Source organism: Paraburkholderia sp. SIMBA_053 (assembly GCF_046534895.1).
Classification (GTDB): domain Bacteria; phylum Pseudomonadota; class Gammaproteobacteria; order Burkholderiales; family Burkholderiaceae; genus Paraburkholderia; species Paraburkholderia caledonica.
In genome coordinates, this window is record NZ_JAWRXU010000003.1 from 271973 (window position 1) to 287119 (window position 15147).

The 15147-nt window shown below is 61.2% G+C and carries 11 protein-coding genes and 1 other RNA gene; 4 read left to right on the top strand and 8 right to left on the bottom strand.

All coding sequences use genetic code 11. From position 1 onward, the window contains the following. Window positions 1–13: 13 nt before the first annotated feature. The 6 genes from SB753_RS13265 to gyrA form a co-directional block, all read right to left on the bottom strand. Window positions 14–955 (bottom strand): prephenate dehydrogenase, encoded by a 942-nt coding sequence (locus SB753_RS13265; RefSeq protein WP_410800387.1) that lies wholly within the window; start codon window positions 953–955, stop codon window positions 14–16. Window positions 956–1007: 52 nt separating this feature from the next. Beyond that, entirely contained in the window at window positions 1008–2120 is a 1113-nt protein-coding gene (hisC, locus tag SB753_RS13270; RefSeq protein WP_288826161.1) for a histidinol-phosphate transaminase, read from the bottom strand. Between the two features lie 84 nt (window positions 2121–2204). Then, window positions 2205–3287 (bottom strand): prephenate dehydratase, encoded by a 1083-nt coding sequence (pheA, locus tag SB753_RS13275; protein ID WP_027804783.1) that lies wholly within the window; start codon window positions 3285–3287, stop codon window positions 2205–2207. A gap of 77 nt (window positions 3288–3364) precedes the next feature. Next, window positions 3365–4447, bottom strand: a complete 1083-nt coding sequence (gene serC, locus SB753_RS13280; protein WP_088175425.1) for a 3-phosphoserine/phosphohydroxythreonine transaminase — start codon at window positions 4445–4447, stop codon at window positions 3365–3367. Window positions 4448–4741: 294 nt separating this feature from the next. Continuing rightward, window positions 4742–5344: a DUF2059 domain-containing protein gene (locus tag SB753_RS13285; RefSeq protein WP_027776416.1), complete on the bottom strand. Its 603-nt coding sequence runs from the start codon at window positions 5342–5344 to the stop codon at window positions 4742–4744. A gap of 122 nt (window positions 5345–5466) precedes the next feature. Then, window positions 5467–8103 (bottom strand): DNA gyrase subunit A, encoded by a 2637-nt coding sequence (gyrA, locus tag SB753_RS13290; protein WP_027804785.1) that lies wholly within the window; start codon window positions 8101–8103, stop codon window positions 5467–5469. A gap of 487 nt (window positions 8104–8590) precedes the next feature. Between gyrA and ompA the strand changes: the two genes are divergently transcribed. The 4 genes from ompA (at window position 8591) to ssrA (ending at window position 11371) form a co-directional block, all read left to right on the top strand. Next, window positions 8591–9238, top strand: a complete 648-nt coding sequence (ompA, locus tag SB753_RS13295; RefSeq protein WP_013340148.1) for an outer membrane protein OmpA — start codon at window positions 8591–8593, stop codon at window positions 9236–9238. 203 nt (window positions 9239–9441) lie between these two features. Then, window positions 9442–10140, top strand: coding sequence for a bifunctional 2-polyprenyl-6-hydroxyphenol methylase/3-demethylubiquinol 3-O-methyltransferase UbiG (gene ubiG, locus SB753_RS13300; protein WP_087752748.1), 699 nt, complete (start codon window positions 9442–9444; stop codon window positions 10138–10140). Window positions 10141–10169: 29 nt separating this feature from the next. Beyond that, window positions 10170–10883: a phosphoglycolate phosphatase gene (gene gph / locus SB753_RS13305; RefSeq protein WP_020068981.1), complete on the top strand. Its 714-nt coding sequence runs from the start codon at window positions 10170–10172 to the stop codon at window positions 10881–10883. Between the two features lie 118 nt (window positions 10884–11001). Beyond that, window positions 11002–11371, top strand: a transfer-messenger RNA (tmRNA) gene (gene ssrA, locus SB753_RS13310). Window positions 11372–11556: 185 nt separating this feature from the next. Here the strand turns inward: ssrA and SB753_RS13315 are convergent. Both SB753_RS13315 and SB753_RS13320 read right to left on the bottom strand, forming a co-directional pair. Next, entirely contained in the window at window positions 11557–13050 is a 1494-nt protein-coding gene (locus SB753_RS13315; protein ID WP_410800388.1) for a TolC family outer membrane protein, read from the bottom strand. After that, window positions 13043–15145, bottom strand: coding sequence for a peptidase domain-containing ABC transporter (locus tag SB753_RS13320; RefSeq protein WP_410800389.1), 2103 nt, complete (start codon window positions 15143–15145; stop codon window positions 13043–13045). Before SB753_RS13320 ends, SB753_RS13315 begins: the two co-directional genes overlap by 8 nt. Window positions 15146–15147: the final 2 nt, after the last annotated feature.

Here is a 15147-nt window from a genome sequence, read left to right on the forward strand (position 1 = left end):
GTCCAGTTTCCGGTTATTTGGACGCGTCGCCCGGCGCTCCGCCACCCGCGCGTTGCTCCTGCCATTCGGTACGCGCGAGACGAGAGCGGGCAAACACGGCTTCGAGCGCGGCGCCGTCGGCAGCCTCGATAGCCGTGCGCAGGCGCGCCAGCACCGCAGAATAGGCGTCGAGTTCGTCAAGCAGCGCGACGCGATTGGCGACGCAGACGTCGCGCCACATCTCCGGGCTCGACGCGGCAATTCGCGTGAAGTCGCGAAAGCCGCCCGCGGCGAACGAAAATTTCAGTGCGGCATCGGGCGAATTGAGAATCTGCTCGACGAGCGCGAACGACAATACGTGCGGCAAATGACTGACCGACGCGAACACGCGGTCGTGCTGCTCTGGTGCCATGTCGCGCACGAGCGCGCCAGTCGCGCGCCACATCGCCGCGATGCGCTCGACGGTGCCCGGCGCATTCTCCGGCAACGGACACAGTACGACATTGCGGCCGACATACAGGTCCGGCAACGCGGCCTCGACGCCGCTCGACTCGCGCCCGGCAATGGGATGCCCTGGCACGAACTGGCCGATGCGCGCGCCCAGTGCGGCACGGGCAGCGGCGACAACGTCGGATTTGGTGCTGCCGGCGTCGGTCACGATCGTATCCGCGCCGAGAAATGGCGCAATGCGTTCAAGAAGCGGCTGAGTCTGCGCGACAGGCGCCGCGAGCAGCACGACGTCGGCGTCGGCAAGCGCTTCGCGCAGGGCAGCGTCGTCGGTCAATGCCGCCGCACTATCAATTACGCCGAGTTCGACCGCGCGCCCGGTCGACGCAGCCGAGCGGCCGACGCCAATCACCGTGCGCGCACCGTCCGCTTCGCCGCGCTCGCGCAGTGCGCGCGCAAGCGATCCGCCGATCAGGCCGACACCAAAAATCACCAGCTTGTTAAAAGAAAACGCGGCCACGTCGGTCACACAAAAAGCGCGCCTTTCATATCGACGAGGCGCGTGGGTCAAGGTTCGCCGCCTAGGCGGTGGCGAGAGTTTTTTCGAGTGCGGCGATGAACGCTTCGTTTTCTTCCGGCAGTCCGATCGTGACGCGCAGCCACTGCGGTAATCCGTAGTTGCCGACCGGACGCACGATCACGCCCTGCTTCAGCAATTCAGTGTTCACGCGATTGCCGGCCGCGTCGTCATTGCCCACACGCACCAGTACGAAATTGCCGTCGGACGGCACGTATTCGAGGCCGAGCTTCTCGAACGCTTCGGTCAAACGGCGATAACCCTGCGCGTTCAGCGCCGCGCTTTTCTCCAGGAACGCCTTGTCGTTGAGCGCGGCGATAGCTGCGGCTTGCGCGAGCGTGTTCACATTGAACGGCTGACGCAGGCGGTTCAGCAAGTCGGTCAACTCCGGTTGGGCGATCGCAAAGCCGACACGCAGGCCAGCGAGACCGAACGCCTTCGAAAACGTGCGCGACACGAGCAGGTTCGGATAACGGCGCACCCACTCGATGGAGTCGTAGCGCTTTTCCGCAGGCAGATATTCGGTGTACGCCTCGTCCAGAACCACTGCCACGTTGCGCGGCACCTTGTCGAGAAACGCTTCGAGCTTCGAACCTTCGATAAACGTACCGGTCGGGTTGTTCGGATTGGCGACGAAAATCAGACGCGTGTCGTCGGTGATCGCGGCCAGCATCGCGTCGAGATCGTGCCCGTACTTGACCGCCGGCACCACGATCGCACGCGCGCCCAGGCCTTGCGTGGCGAGTGCGTAGACCGCGAACGAGTACTGCGCGTAAATGATCGACTGCCCTTTTTCGACGAACGCGTGCGCGGCAATTTCGAGAATGTCGTTGCTGCCATTACCGAGCGTGATCCAGTCCGACGGCACGCCGTAGCGCTCGCTCAGTGCGGCCTTTAGTTCGAACGCATTCGCGTCGGGATAGCGGCCCAGCTCGCTCGCGGCTTGCGCCATCGCACGTTTAGCGGACTCCGGCATGCCGAGCGGGTTCTCGTTCGACGCGAGCTTCACGATGTTCGCTTCGTCCAGCCCGAACTCGCGCGCCACTTCAGAAATGGGCTTACCGGCAATGTAGGGCGCTATAGCGCGTACGTAAGAAGGACCGAAGGACGTTGTCATGAAATCTCCGAACGATTATTAGAAAAGTCGCGGCCAGCGCGCCGGCCTGCTGTCTGCGTGAGCTTACTCGCCGACCGTTGACCGTTAGCGCGCACGCGGATACGAGCCGAGAATCTTCAGAAATGCTGCCTTCTGGCCAAGCTCTTCAAGCGCGGCAGCTACAGCCGGATCGTCGCGGTGGCCCTCGACGTCGATATAAAAGTAGTACTCCCACGTACCCACGCGCGCTGGCCGCGATTCGAAGCGGGTCATCGAGACGCTATGACGCGCGAGCGGCTCCAGCAGCTTGAACACGGCGCCCGGCTCATTTGCCACCGACACGATCAGCGACGTCTGGTCGTGTCCGCTCACGCCTGTGCGCTCCTTGCCGATCATGACGAAGCGGGTGCGGTTGTGCGGGTCGTCCTGAATCAGCGCATAGGCGACTTGCAAGCCGTAGTGGGTCGCAGCGCGGTCGCCAGCGATCGCCGCGACGGTCGGATCTTCCGCCGCCATGCGCGCGGCTTCCGCGTTGCTCGACACCGCCTGGCGCTCCAGATGCGGCGCATTGGTCGCGAGCCAGCGCTGACATTGCGCAAGCGCCTGCGCGTGCGCGCACACGCGCGTGACGCCCGCAAGGCCGCCATTCAGCGTCAACAGATTGTGATGAATCGGCAACGCAAGTTCGCCGCCAATGGCCAACTGAGTTTGCAACAGCAGATCCAGCGTGCGCGATACCGCGCCTTCGGTCGAATTCTCGACAGGCACGACGCCGAATTCGGCGGCGCCTGCTTCGACCGAGCGAAATACTTCGTCGATCGAAGGACACGGCAGCCCCTCGATCGATTGACCGAAGTACTCGTGCATGGCCTGCTCGCTGTAGGTGCCCACCGGCCCGAGGTAAGCCGCCTTGATTGTCTTCTCGAGCGCCCGGCTGGCCGCCATGATCTCGCGCCAGATCGCGCTGATATGCTCGCTCGCGAGCGGCCCCTCGCTCATGTCCTGCAGACGGGCGATCACCTGCTGCTCACGCTCGGGGCGAAACACCGGCGCGTTGAAATGCTTTTTGACCTCGCCGACTTCGAGCGCCACCGCGGCGCGCTGATTGAGAAGCGCGATCAGCTGCGCATCGAGCGCGTCGATGCGTTCGCGAAGAGGTTTGAGTCGGTTATTGAGTTCGTCGTCCATGCGTGAAAACGGTCCTGCCGATAGCTGCTGGAAAAAAAGCGTGCTGGAAAGGATGCGCGCGCCGAATGCCGAAGCACTCAGGCGCTGCGCTGTTCAAATTCCTTCATGTATTCGACAAGCGCTTTGACGCCTTCGAGCGGAACGGCGTTGTAAATCGACGCCCGCATGCCGCCGACGGACTTGTGGCCCTTTAGCTGCACCATTCCCCGCGCTTTCGCGCCGGCGAGGAATTCTTCATTGCGCGACTCGTCGGCGAGGAAGAACGGTACGTTCATCCGCGAACGCGAGCTACGCTCGACCTTGTTCAGATAGAAGCTGCTCGAGTCGATCGTGTCGTACAACAGCTTCGATTTTTCGAGATTACGCGCTTCGATTGCAGCAAGGCCGCCCTGCTTCTTCAACCATTTGAACACCAGCCCCGCGATGTAGATCGCATACGTGGGCGGCGTGTTGTACATGGAATTGTTCTCGGCGACGGTCTTCCATTCGAACGCCGACGGGCAAATGGCCTGCGCGCGATCCAGCATGTCCTCGCGCACGATCACGACCGTCACGCCGGCCATGCCGATATTCTTCTGCGCGCCGCCAAACAGCACGCCGTATTTGGCGATGTCCATGGGACGCGACAGGATGTGAGACGACGCGTCCGCCACCAACGGCACGTTGCCGAGATCAGGAATTTCGAATGTCTCGACGCCGTGGATCGTCTCGTTCGTGCACAAGTGCACGTAAGCCGGATCGTCCGACATTTGCCATTCGGAAAATGCAGGCGCGCGCGTGAAACCGTCAGCCGTCTCGCCGCTTGCCGCAACGTGCACGGTGCCGTACTTCTGCGCTTCCTTCAGTGACTTTTGCGACCACGAACCCGTGACGACGAAGTCGGCGCGCGGCTTCGAACCGAGCAGGTTCATCGGCACGATCGCGTTTTCGCCGAGACCTCCGCCTTGCAAAAACAGAATGCGGTGGCTCGCCGGCACAGCCAGCAACTCGCGCAGGTCGAGGAGCGCTTCCTCGTGGATCGACATGAATTCTTTTCCACGATGGCTCATTTCCATCACGCTCATGCCGCTGCCTTGCCAGTCGAGCATCTCGTCGGCTGCCTGACGCAGCACTTCTTCGGGCATGGCCGCCGGGCCGGCGGAGAAATTAAAGACGCGCATCGTGAGATCCTGAAAGCGGCGCGAAAACGGAAAATCGCGCACGAGTCGGCGAAGAGGCCGCCGCGAAAATAAGCTGCTGAACCGGCTAGATTTATTGACAGACGAGAAACGCTGTGTCGATCTGCAACGCGGCGATCAAAACGCAGCAGGCTCCACAATCTCGCGCCAAAAAATAATGGCCATTTGCGCACACGCGCAAACGGCCATTATCGCACTGTCCCCGCGAACCCGCCAAACCCGGCGGCCCGGCAAGGGGCCGCCACTGGCGCGCGAGCGCAGTCTTCGCCCGAGGCTTTACTTAGCCGGCTTGACCGAAGCGACTTCCTTGTCAGCCTGGTCACGCGTCGCCTTGATCGATTGCGGCATGTACTTTTGCATCAAGCCGTTGACGACGTCGCGGCCAACCTGGTCTTGAACCTGGATGAACTTGCGGCCCGTCGGGCTCTTGTAGAACGTGGTCAGATCTTTGATTTCCGACGTGCTGTAGTACTTTGCGTAAGCATCGTACTGAGCTTGCATTGCGTCCTGGCGGAAGCTGTCCGTCGCGAAGACCTGGCCTGCGCCGTCAACCAGCTTCGGCACTGCGTTCTTTTGCAGCGTCGGGACGGAAGCCTGCTTCTGCTTGTCCGTCATCGTCTTGTTCTCGCTCAGCGCGTCCGAGAGGATAGCCGGAACCAGTTGCTTTGCTTGCATTTGCGCGCTGTTGCCGATTGCGCCGACGAGCTTCTGCGCGTCGATTGCGTCCAGCAGGTCCTTGATTGCAGCCTGCTTGGCCGGATCAACCGGTGCTGCGGCAGCAGCCGGAGCCGACGGAGCCTGGCTCTGAAGCGCTTGAGCCATTGCAAACGTCGGCACGAGGGCAGCCAGCAACGCCAGTTGTTTAAATCGTTTCTGCATCATTACTCCCTAATAGAAATTGACTTGAACTGCTTGCCGCGCAGAAAGCATGTCGGCCCGACACGCTATTGTTTCCTGCGCAGCTTTCAACCGGTTAACGAATGCGCAAGCCGCGACGCAGGTCAGGCCGCACCGCCGTCTTCGACGTCGTTGCTGCCGTCGGCGGGACCTTCGGCGTCGCCTTCCACATCGACGTCTGCTTCTGCTTCGGCAACCTGTTGCAGACCTGAAAGCTTGGTCCCTTCGTCAAGGCTGATGAGTGTAACACCTTGGGTTGCACGGCCCATTTCTCGAATTTCCGACACGCGCGTACGGATAAGCACGCCCGTATTGGTAATCAGCATGATCTGCGCTTCCTGGTCGACCAGCGTGGCCGCAACGACCTTGCCGTTGCGCTCCGACGTCTGGATCGCGATCATGCCTTTCGTGCCGCGACCGTGACGCGTGTACTCGGTGATCGGCGTGCGTTTGCCGAAGCCGTTTTCCGTAGCCGTGAGCACCGACTGCTGCTCGTCGCCCGCCACCAGCAACGCGATCACATTCTGACCGTCTTCGAGTTGCATGCCGCGCACGCCGCGCGCCTCGCGTCCCATTGGCCGCACGTCGTTTTCGTCGAAGCGGACCGCCTTGCCAGAATCGGAGAACAGCATGACGTCGTGTTGACCGTCTGTGATAGCGGCGCCGATCAGGTAATCGCCGTCATCGAGACCGACCGCGATAATACCCTTGCGCAACGGTCGGCTGAAGGCTTCGAGCGGCGTCTTCTTTACCGTTCCTAACGCGGTGGCCATGAACACGAACTTGTCTGCGGAAAATTCCTTGACCGGCAGCACGACCGTGATCTTCTCGCCTTCCAGCAGCGGGAACATATTGACGATCGGACGACCGCGCGAGTTCCGCGAACCTTGCGGCACTTCGTAGACCTTGACCCAATACACGCGGCCGCGGTTCGAGAAGCACAGAATATGGTCGTGCGTGTTCGCGATGAACAGCGTGTCGATCCAGTCGTCTTCCTTCATGGAAGTCGCCTGCTTGCCGCGACCGCCGCGCTTCTGGGCGCGATATTCGGACAACGGCTGCGATTTGACGTAACCAGCGTGCGACATGGTCACGACCATTTCTTGCGGCGTGATCAGATCTTCGGTGTTCAGCTCGGTTGCGTTCAGCTCGATCTTCGAGCGGCGCGCGTCGCCGAATTCCGACTTGATCGACGTGAGTTCGTCGACGATGATCGCCGTAATCCGCTCCGGGCGCGCCAGGATGTCCAGCAAATCGGCAATCTGCGCCATGACGTCGCGATACTCGCCAATGATCTTGTCCTGCTCCAGGCCGGTCAGGCGCTGCAGACGCATCTGCAGAATTTCCTGAGCCTGGGTGTCGGACAAACGGTAGAGGCCGTCCGACTGCATACCGAAGGACGGATTCAATCCGTCAGGACGATAGGCTTCGCGGCCACCGGCCGACGCGTTTTCCGTTTCGGCGCGAGACAACATTTCTCGCACCAGGGAGGAATCCCACGGACGCGCCATCAATTCCTGCTTAGCGATGGGCGGAGTCGGCGCGGCCTTGATGATCGCGATGAACTCGTCGATGTTGGCGAGCGCAACGGCCAGACCCTCGAGCACGTGGCCACGTTCGCGAGCTTTGCGCAGTTCGTATACAGTGCGCCGCGTCAGCACTTCCCGGCGATGCGACAGGAAGCACGACAACATCTCCTTCAGATTCAGCAGCTTCGGCTGGCCGTCGACCAGCGCGACCATGTTCATGCCGAAAGTGTCCTGAAGCTGGGTCGCCTTGTACAGATTGTTCAGGACGACTTCCGGCACTTCGCCGCGCTTCAACTCGATCACGACGCGCATACCGCTCTTGTCGGACTCGTCGCGGATATCGGAAATGCCTTCCAGCTTTTTCTCGTTGACGAGTTCGGCAATACGCTCGAGAAGCGAGCGCTTGTTCACCTGATACGGCAATTCGTCGACGATGATCGACATGCGCTGGCCGCGATCGATTTCTTCGAAGTGCGTCAGCGCGCGCATTACCACGCGGCCACGGCCGGTGCGATAGCCGTCGCGAACGCCCGCCACGCCGTAAATGATGCCGGCGGTCGGGAAATCGGGGGCCGGAACGATTTCGATCAGCTCGTCAATCGTGGCTTCCGGGTTCCTGAGCAGGTGCTGGCACGCGTCGACAACCTCGTTCAGGTTGTGCGGCGGAATGTTGGTCGCCATGCCGACCGCAATACCCGACGAGCCGTTGATCAGCAGATTGGGAATGCGCGCGGGCAGAATGGCCGGCTCGTTCTCGCTGCCGTCGTAGTTCGGCGTGAAGTCGACCGTTTCCTTGTCGATGTCGGCAAGCAGTTCGTGGCCGATCTTGGCCATGCGGATTTCGGTGTATCGCATGGCCGCGGCGTTGTCGCCGTCGACCGAACCGAAGTTGCCCTGGCCGTCTACCAGCATGTAGCGCAGCGAAAAGTCCTGCGCCATCCGGACGATGGTGTCGTATACAGCCGTGTCGCCGTGCGGGTGGTACTTACCGATGACGTCGCCGACGATACGCGCCGACTTCTTGTACGCGCGGTTCCAGTCGTTGTTCAGTTCGTGCATCGCGTAAAGCACGCGCCGGTGGACCGGCTTCAGGCCATCGCGAACGTCGGGAAGCGCACGCCCTACGATCACGCTCATCGCGTAATCGAGATACGAACGGCGCATTTCCTCCTCTAGGGAGATTGGCAGAGTCTCTTTGGCGAATTGATCCATTATCCGTATCTTTTACGTGCGAAGGCGACGGGAAGACGGCGCCTTCGCGTAAGCATTGCAGGCGCAACGCATCACGCGATTCTAACATGCCGGTCATCCGCGCCCGACGGTCGCACGTATACCTATTAGCGAGTGCTCGGCAAAGGCGTCAGAGCGGCGTTCAAATGCCCCATATCCGGGCCGGCCAGGCTCGATTAATGCGTGGGGCAATTTCGCGCTCAGCCATGACTGGCGGGACGCTCCGGGCGATCGGTTCTGTTGCGCATGCACCACAATTGGAAGGCGTTTTGATCGGGGGCGGATTTTTTTATCGTCGGAAGGGAACGATATGGCAAAATGCCAACGCACAAAGAGTCAGACACTGCTCGAAGTCTACACACAACGTTTTTTGTTTGGCACCAATGTTATACTTCGAGCAATGTATGACTTGTCTTCGTCAACAGGCTCGCAGTAAACCTGCGGTAATCTCAAATTCGAGAGGAGAAATATGAATAAACTTTCAAAGCTCGCGTTCATTGCAGCTACCGCAGTTATGGCTGCATCCGCAATGGCACAGTCGGTGCCGGCGTCGCGACAAGCTACCAATGACAACTGGGTGAATGGTACTGGCGAATACGTGTGGATGAACGGCACGAACGAGCTTTGCTGGCGCGATGCATTCTGGACGCCGGCAACGGCTAACGCAAAGTGCGACGGCGCACTGGTTGCCCAGGCTCCGACGCCGCCGGCACCGGTCGCACCGGCACCGGCCATCACCAGCCAGAAAATCACGTATCAGGCTGACGCACTGTTCGACTTCGACAAGGCTATCCTGAAGCCGGCTGGCAAGGAAAAGCTGGACGATCTGGCATCGAAGATCCAGGGCTTGAACCTCGAAGTCGTCGTGGCAACGGGTTACACGGACCGCATCGGTTCGGACAAGTACAACGACCGTCTGTCGCTGCGTCGCGCTCAAGCTGTGAAGGCATACCTGGTCAGCAAGGGCATCGAATCCAACCGTATCTACACGGAAGGCAAGGGCAAGCGCAACCCGGTCACGACCGGTTGCAACCAGAAGAACCGCAAGCAACTCATCGCCTGCCTCGCACCGGATCGTCGCGTGGAAGTCGAAGTTGTCGGTACTTCGAAGCAGTAAGCTACAAACTACCGCAGTACGAAAAAGCCCCGCTTCGGCGGGGCTTTTTTTATGTGCAGACGGGCAGATCGCCGATCAAGCCAGGCGAGCGCCGCCAACCGCTTGCGCGCGCGGGCGGCATTTTGCCGCCCCGGCCCCTCGCCTATATACTCCGGGTTTATCCTCGAGCGCCCGCTCACCGCTCTCATCGAGGCAGCTTCGCCATGACCAACGCCGATCCCCACGAACTACAGAAATTCAGCGACCTTGCGCATCGTTGGTGGGACCCAAACGCCGAGTTCAAACCGCTGCATGAACTCAACCCCGTTCGCTTAAACTGGATCGACGCCCACGCGCATCTGGCCGGCAAGCACGTGCTGGACATCGGTTGCGGCGGCGGCATTCTGTCCGAGTCGATGGCCGGCTTGGGTGCGCACGTCAAAGGAATCGACTTGTCGAGCGAAGCTCTTGGCGTCGCCGATCTTCACAGCCTTGAAAGCGGTGTAACGGTTAATTACGAGGAGATCGCCGCCGAGGCGCTCGCCGCACGTGAGCCGGGCACCTACGACGTGGTCACCTGCATGGAAATGCTGGAACATGTGCCGCAGCCCGCCGCGATCGTCGAGGCGTGCAAGACGCTCGTCAAACCGGGCGGCTGGGTGTTCTTTTCCACGCTCAACCGTAACGTGAAGTCATACCTGTTTGCGGTGATCGGCGCGGAATACATTGCGCGCATGCTGCCCAAAGGCACGCACGACTACGCGCGTTTTATCCGTCCGTCCGAACTCGCGGGCTTCGTGCGAGCCGCCGGCCTGCGCACTGCAGACATCAAGGGTATTGTCTATAACCCGCTCAGCAAGCACTTCGCGCTTTCCGCAGACACGAGTGTGAACTACATGCTCGCCTGCCGCCGCGACGCCTGATCCGCCCGAACGCCGACCCAATCCAATCGATGAGCGATCCTACGCCCCTGCCCCAACGCGAAGACCACGAAGACGCACTGGGTCTTTGCCAAGCCGTGCTGTTCGACCTCGACGGCACGCTGGCCGATACGGCGCCAGACCTTGCCGCCGCCGTCAACAAGATGCGCCATGATCGCGGGCTGGATATGGTCCCGCTCGAAAGACTACGGCCGCTCGCGTCGGCTGGCGCGCGAGGGCTGCTCGGCGGGGCGTTCGGCATTGGGCCTGACGACCACGAGTTCGCATCGATGCGCGAGGAGTTCCTCGCCAACTACGAAGCGGACCTTTGCATCGAAACCACGCTCTTTCCGGGCATCCCCGAACTGCTCGATGAACTCGACGCGCGGGGCGTGCGCTGGGGCATCGTCACGAACAAGGTGGCGCGGCTCACGGAACCGCTGGTCGCGCAACTGGGTCTGGAAGAGCGGGCGGGCTGCGTGGTCAGCGGCGATACGACTCCGCACTCGAAACCACACCCGGCGCCATTGCTGCACGCGGCTCGCGAACTCGACGTGACGCCCGAGCGCATCGTCTACGTCGGCGACGATCTGCGCGATGTGCAGGCTGGGTTTGCTGCCGGCATGAAGACGGTGGCTGCGGCCTACGGCTACTGCGGCGACGATATTCCGCCGACGCAATGGCATGCCCAGCATGTCGTGCAGTCGCCGGCCGAGCTGCAGAAGCTGCTTCGCGACATCGGTTAGCAACCGGCCCCGGCACGGGCCCGAACGGGCAGCTCACATCCACGAGGAATGGGCCAAGACACGGCCGTCAAACTATTGTAAAATATACGTTGGCTCAAAGTTCCGAGCAACGAACCGCGGGGGCGACCTGGTTTCGACAGGGGTTGCGAAGCGGCTAGGGCATGTCGAGGACCCGTCACCTCGTTAATCAATGGGAAAAACGTAACTGCAAACGACGATACGTTCGCACTGGCAGCCTAAGGGCCGCCGTCCTCTGCCTAGTTCACTGACGGGCTAGAGTCGCAAGACCGGTAGCAATACCGACAGAGGTCATATACGTCAGTTAAGCCTTGACGGAGTCACGACGTCCGGGTCGAAAATGTAGTGAATCGCCGTAGTGCAGCGTGTTCGTCCGCGTCACTATGGTTAAATCAAATGACAGAACTAAACATGTAGAACTGGTCGTAGAGTGCTTCTGGACGCGGGTTCGATTCCCGCCGCCTCCACCAGACACCTTTCAGGCAAATGGCAATGCCTCAACGAATACCCCGACGGCGCTAGCCGCTCGGGGTTTTTTGTCTTTAGATCGCCAGCGCTTTGGTATGGCGATCCCGCCCGCCGCAAACTGTGCGGTGCAGATTATGTCGACGTTCATTGCTGGCGAATAGAGCCCAGCGCGCGTTGCACGGCCGCGTCAATCGCTGCCGGCTGCGGATCCGTGCCGGCTACGCTTTGCGGAGGCTGGGTACCAACCACCTGCCAGCGGCATCTCAGTATCCGCTGCAGCCGTCTCTATCTTTGCCTCAACCGCCACCCGCTCCACTTTGGCATCCACCACCGCGTGTTGCACATCCGCGCGAGTCACCGGCTGACGGTCTCCAACGTTCAGCACCAGTTCATTAACGCGCGCCACTTCGTCGAGATTCAGGCTCGCCGTTGCCGCCTTCAGTTGAAGAAGCCCAACGACTGTTGCATACCGCGCCCGAATGAGATCACGGCGATTCGCGAAAAAGGCGTCGGATGCCCGCAGTACATCTGCGCTCCCGCGACTGCCCACGCGATAGCCGACCTTCGTCGCGTTGAGCGCGGCGCGCGAACTCTGCACCAATCGCGACAGCGTTTCCACGCGGGCGACGCCGGCAAGAAAGCGCGACCAGTATTCGCGTGCGCTCGCTCCCGCCAACCGTGTCGCCGCAACCAGTTCGTCCTGTGCCTGGTCTTCGAGTGCCAGTTTTTCGTCGATGTTCGCGCTCGTTGCACCGCCTTCGAAAATGGGGATGCTCACCGACAGCATCGCCGTCGTTGTCGTCGTCGGGCGGACGTAGCCGGACGCTGCGCCGGCTGGCGTATGGCTCGCCGTCAGATTCACGACCGGTAACCGAGCTGCGCGAGCCTTCTCGACCTCGAGTTCTGCAATGCGCCGGTCGATCTGCTTCAGTTGCACCGTGTAGTCGTGCGCCTCGGCCTGCGAGGCCCAGCTTTCCATATCTTCCGGGTACAGTCCTGGCATGACAGCGGCGTCCGACAAGCGCGACAGCCCGGCAAACCGCTGCCCCGTGAGGTGTTCCAACGCGAGCCGTTTCAACTGCAAGTCGTCCCGGGCGTCCAATTGTTGCGATCGCGCCTGTTCGCAAGCCGCCTCCGCTTCCTGCACATCGATCACCGTGGCCTCGCCGGCACGCCGCCGGCGCCGCAGTTCTTCCAGGTGCACATCCAGCGCCGCTGTGTAGTCGTCGGCGCGTGTCAGTTCGTCTTCGGCTGCGAGTTCGTCGAAGTACGTTTGCACGGCGCGCAGAATGGCCGCTTGCTGCCCACGCGCGAGATCGACCGCGCCGCGCGCCTGAACGAAATCCGCCTGCTTATAAGTGGTCCATCTGCTCCAGTCGAAAACAGGCTGCGTGAGCGCGACAGTCCACCCGTTCTGCCAGTAGTGGGTGTTCGGAACGCCCTCGGTTACCGTGCTGTTGTACGCCCGCCCCCAACCCGCCGCCACTTGTGGCAGCAGCGCCGCGCGGGCTTTCGGCAAGGCCTCTCCCGCGGCTCTCGAACCGGCGCGAAACGCCGCCAGATCCGCGTCGTGATCGGTGCTCTGCTCCACCACGGTGAGCAGATCGACAGCCTCTGCGGCCTCTGCGTAAACCACGCTGCTGAACATAAGCAGTGCGCTCGCGATCGTGCGTTTATTCATGCGCCAGAACTCCCTCGCGAGCCTCGCATAGCAGTTCACCGTCGACCAATCGATAGCGCGTGTCGAACGCCGAAGCGAGCGACATGTCATGCGTAATCACGACCACCGTGCGTTCGAGACGCAGCAACAAGTCGACAACGTGCCGCACGGATGCGGGATCGAGGTTCGAAGTCGGCTCATCGAGCAGCAGCAGTTCCCGTTGCTGATACAACGCTCGGGCAAGCAGCAGCCGTTGCCGCTGGCCCGCTGAAATATTCGCGATCGTGTCGCTAATCACCGTGCGCGTGCGCATCGGCAAGCGCATGACATCGGACAGCAAGCCGACGTCGTCCAGCAATGCATGAATGCGCGCCTCGTCCGCATTGCCCGCGAAAAGTGAGACGTTGTCGGCAATCGAGCCGTGCAGGATCAGATCGCCCTGCCGCATATGAACGGCATGTCGTCGGATTTCATCGACGCTGAGATTCGGCCACGCGATCCCGTTTAGCGTGATCTCGCCTTCCTGCAGCGGCTCGGCTGCGGCAAGCAACTTGAAGAGCGTCGACTTGCCGGTTCCCGAGGCGCCGGTAATCACAATCTTGTCGCCCCGCCGGATCACGATGTTCGCGTCCTTGAGCACCGGTTGATCCGAAACGCCGTAGCGGAACGTGACGCCGCGCACGTCGATGCGCTCGAACGTTCGCACCTCAACGGCCTTATGCATCTCGCCTGGCTCGGTGTACCGCTCCGCTTCGCCATCGACGATATCGCCCACGCGCGCAACCGGAACACTCAGCATGAAATATTCAAAGGCTGCGTTGACGGTTCGCGCAAAGCGCTCGGACAGCAGCGACTTGTAGATCAGAAACGAATAGAAGACGCCCACCGAAATCGTGCCGCTCAACATCAGACGCGCGGCGAACCAGCTCACCGCGATCATGTCCGCGTAGTCGACAAGTTTGAGGATCGCGTCGCGTGCGCTCGCGAGACGGCTGTTCTTCACCAACGCAGCCATATACGCCCGATATTTCCCCATGAAGATCGCCGTGCGCCGCGCCTCGCCCTGCGACAGCTTGATCAACGAAGCCCCGCGTATCGTTTCGATAAGCGTGTCGTCGCAGCGCGCCGACTCCTCCAGCACCAATGCATGAGTGTCGCGCATGCGCGAAAACAGCGCGAAGGACACCGCCACGTAGACCATGAAAATCAGCACGGCGATCAGCGTGAGTTGCCTGCTTTGCACCAGCATCAATGCGAGCGCGAGCATGCCGACCGCGACGTCGATACCTGACGAGATCGTAGTGCGCGTGGTGAAGGCGCTAACTTCGTCTTGCGCCTTCACGCGTGCGAACAGGTCGCCGACGTGACGCTTCTCGAAGTACGGTATGGGGTTGCGCAACAGCTGCGCCACGATTCCCTCGGTCATGTTCATCTGCACTAAACCGTGCAGAAGCTCGACGAGGTAGGTCTGAACGTACTGGCTCAACGCACCGACGATAAAAATGCCGCCGAACGTCAGTATCAATACATTGAGCAGATTCAGGTTGTCAGCGGCGACGACGTCGTCGAGCAACAGATTGCCGAGGTACGGCATGGCGAGAATCGCGAACTGGCTGCCGAGCGCAACGAACATCACCTTGGCGATCTGCGCGGTGAGTTGCGGATTGAGCGCCCGCACGCGAGCCAGCGCGCCTGGCACACGCGACTTGTTGCGCACACGCGGCATGGCTGGCGTCGGCGCACATTCGAGCAGGTAGCCGGACACATTCGCGACAAAGGTGTCCATGGAGATGCGCCGCCGCCCGCTCGCCGGATCGATCACTTGCACATAGCCGCGCCCGCAATTCTCGAAAACGACGAAATGCGCGCCGCCGAAATGCAGAATCGAACCGCGCTTGATGCTCGGCAGATCGCCTGCGTCAAAGCGGTATGCCTGCACGGCGAGACCGAATTCGACTGCCACGTCGTACAGGTCCATCAGCGAGAGGCCGTTGGCTGAGATCGGCCTGAAAGCCTGCAACTCACGCACTTCAATGGCTCGACCGAAGTGCGACAGGACCATGGCCAGACACGCGTAGCCGCACTCGGCAACTTCGTTTTGATAGATCGCGCGCATCG

Bases quoted from the DNA above. Each gene is read 5' to 3' on its own strand.
- hisC (WP_288826161.1), bottom strand. From the start codon at position 2,120: ATGACAACGTCCTTCGGTCCTTCTTACGTACGCGCTATAGCGCCCTAC.
- pheA (WP_027804783.1), bottom strand. From the start codon at position 3,287: ATGGACGACGAACTCAATAACCGACTCAAACCTCTTCGCGAACGCATC.
- serC (WP_088175425.1), bottom strand. From the start codon at position 4,447: ATGCGCGTCTTTAATTTCTCCGCCGGCCCGGCGGCCATGCCCGAAGAA.
- SB753_RS13285 (WP_027776416.1), bottom strand. From the start codon at position 5,344: ATGCAGAAACGATTTAAACAACTGGCGTTGCTGGCTGCCCTCGTGCCG.
- gyrA (WP_027804785.1), bottom strand. From the start codon at position 8,103: ATGGATCAATTCGCCAAAGAGACTCTGCCAATCTCCCTAGAGGAGGAA.
- ompA (WP_013340148.1), top strand. From the start codon at position 8,591: ATGAATAAACTTTCAAAGCTCGCGTTCATTGCAGCTACCGCAGTTATG.
- ubiG (WP_087752748.1), top strand. From the start codon at position 9,442: ATGACCAACGCCGATCCCCACGAACTACAGAAATTCAGCGACCTTGCG.
- gph (WP_020068981.1), top strand. From the start codon at position 10,170: ATGAGCGATCCTACGCCCCTGCCCCAACGCGAAGACCACGAAGACGCA.
- SB753_RS13315 (WP_410800388.1), bottom strand. From the start codon at position 13,050: ATGAATAAACGCACGATCGCGAGCGCACTGCTTATGTTCAGCAGCGTG.
- SB753_RS13320 (WP_410800389.1), bottom strand. From the start codon at position 15,145: ATGCGCGCGATCTATCAAAACGAAGTTGCCGAGTGCGGCTACGCGTGT.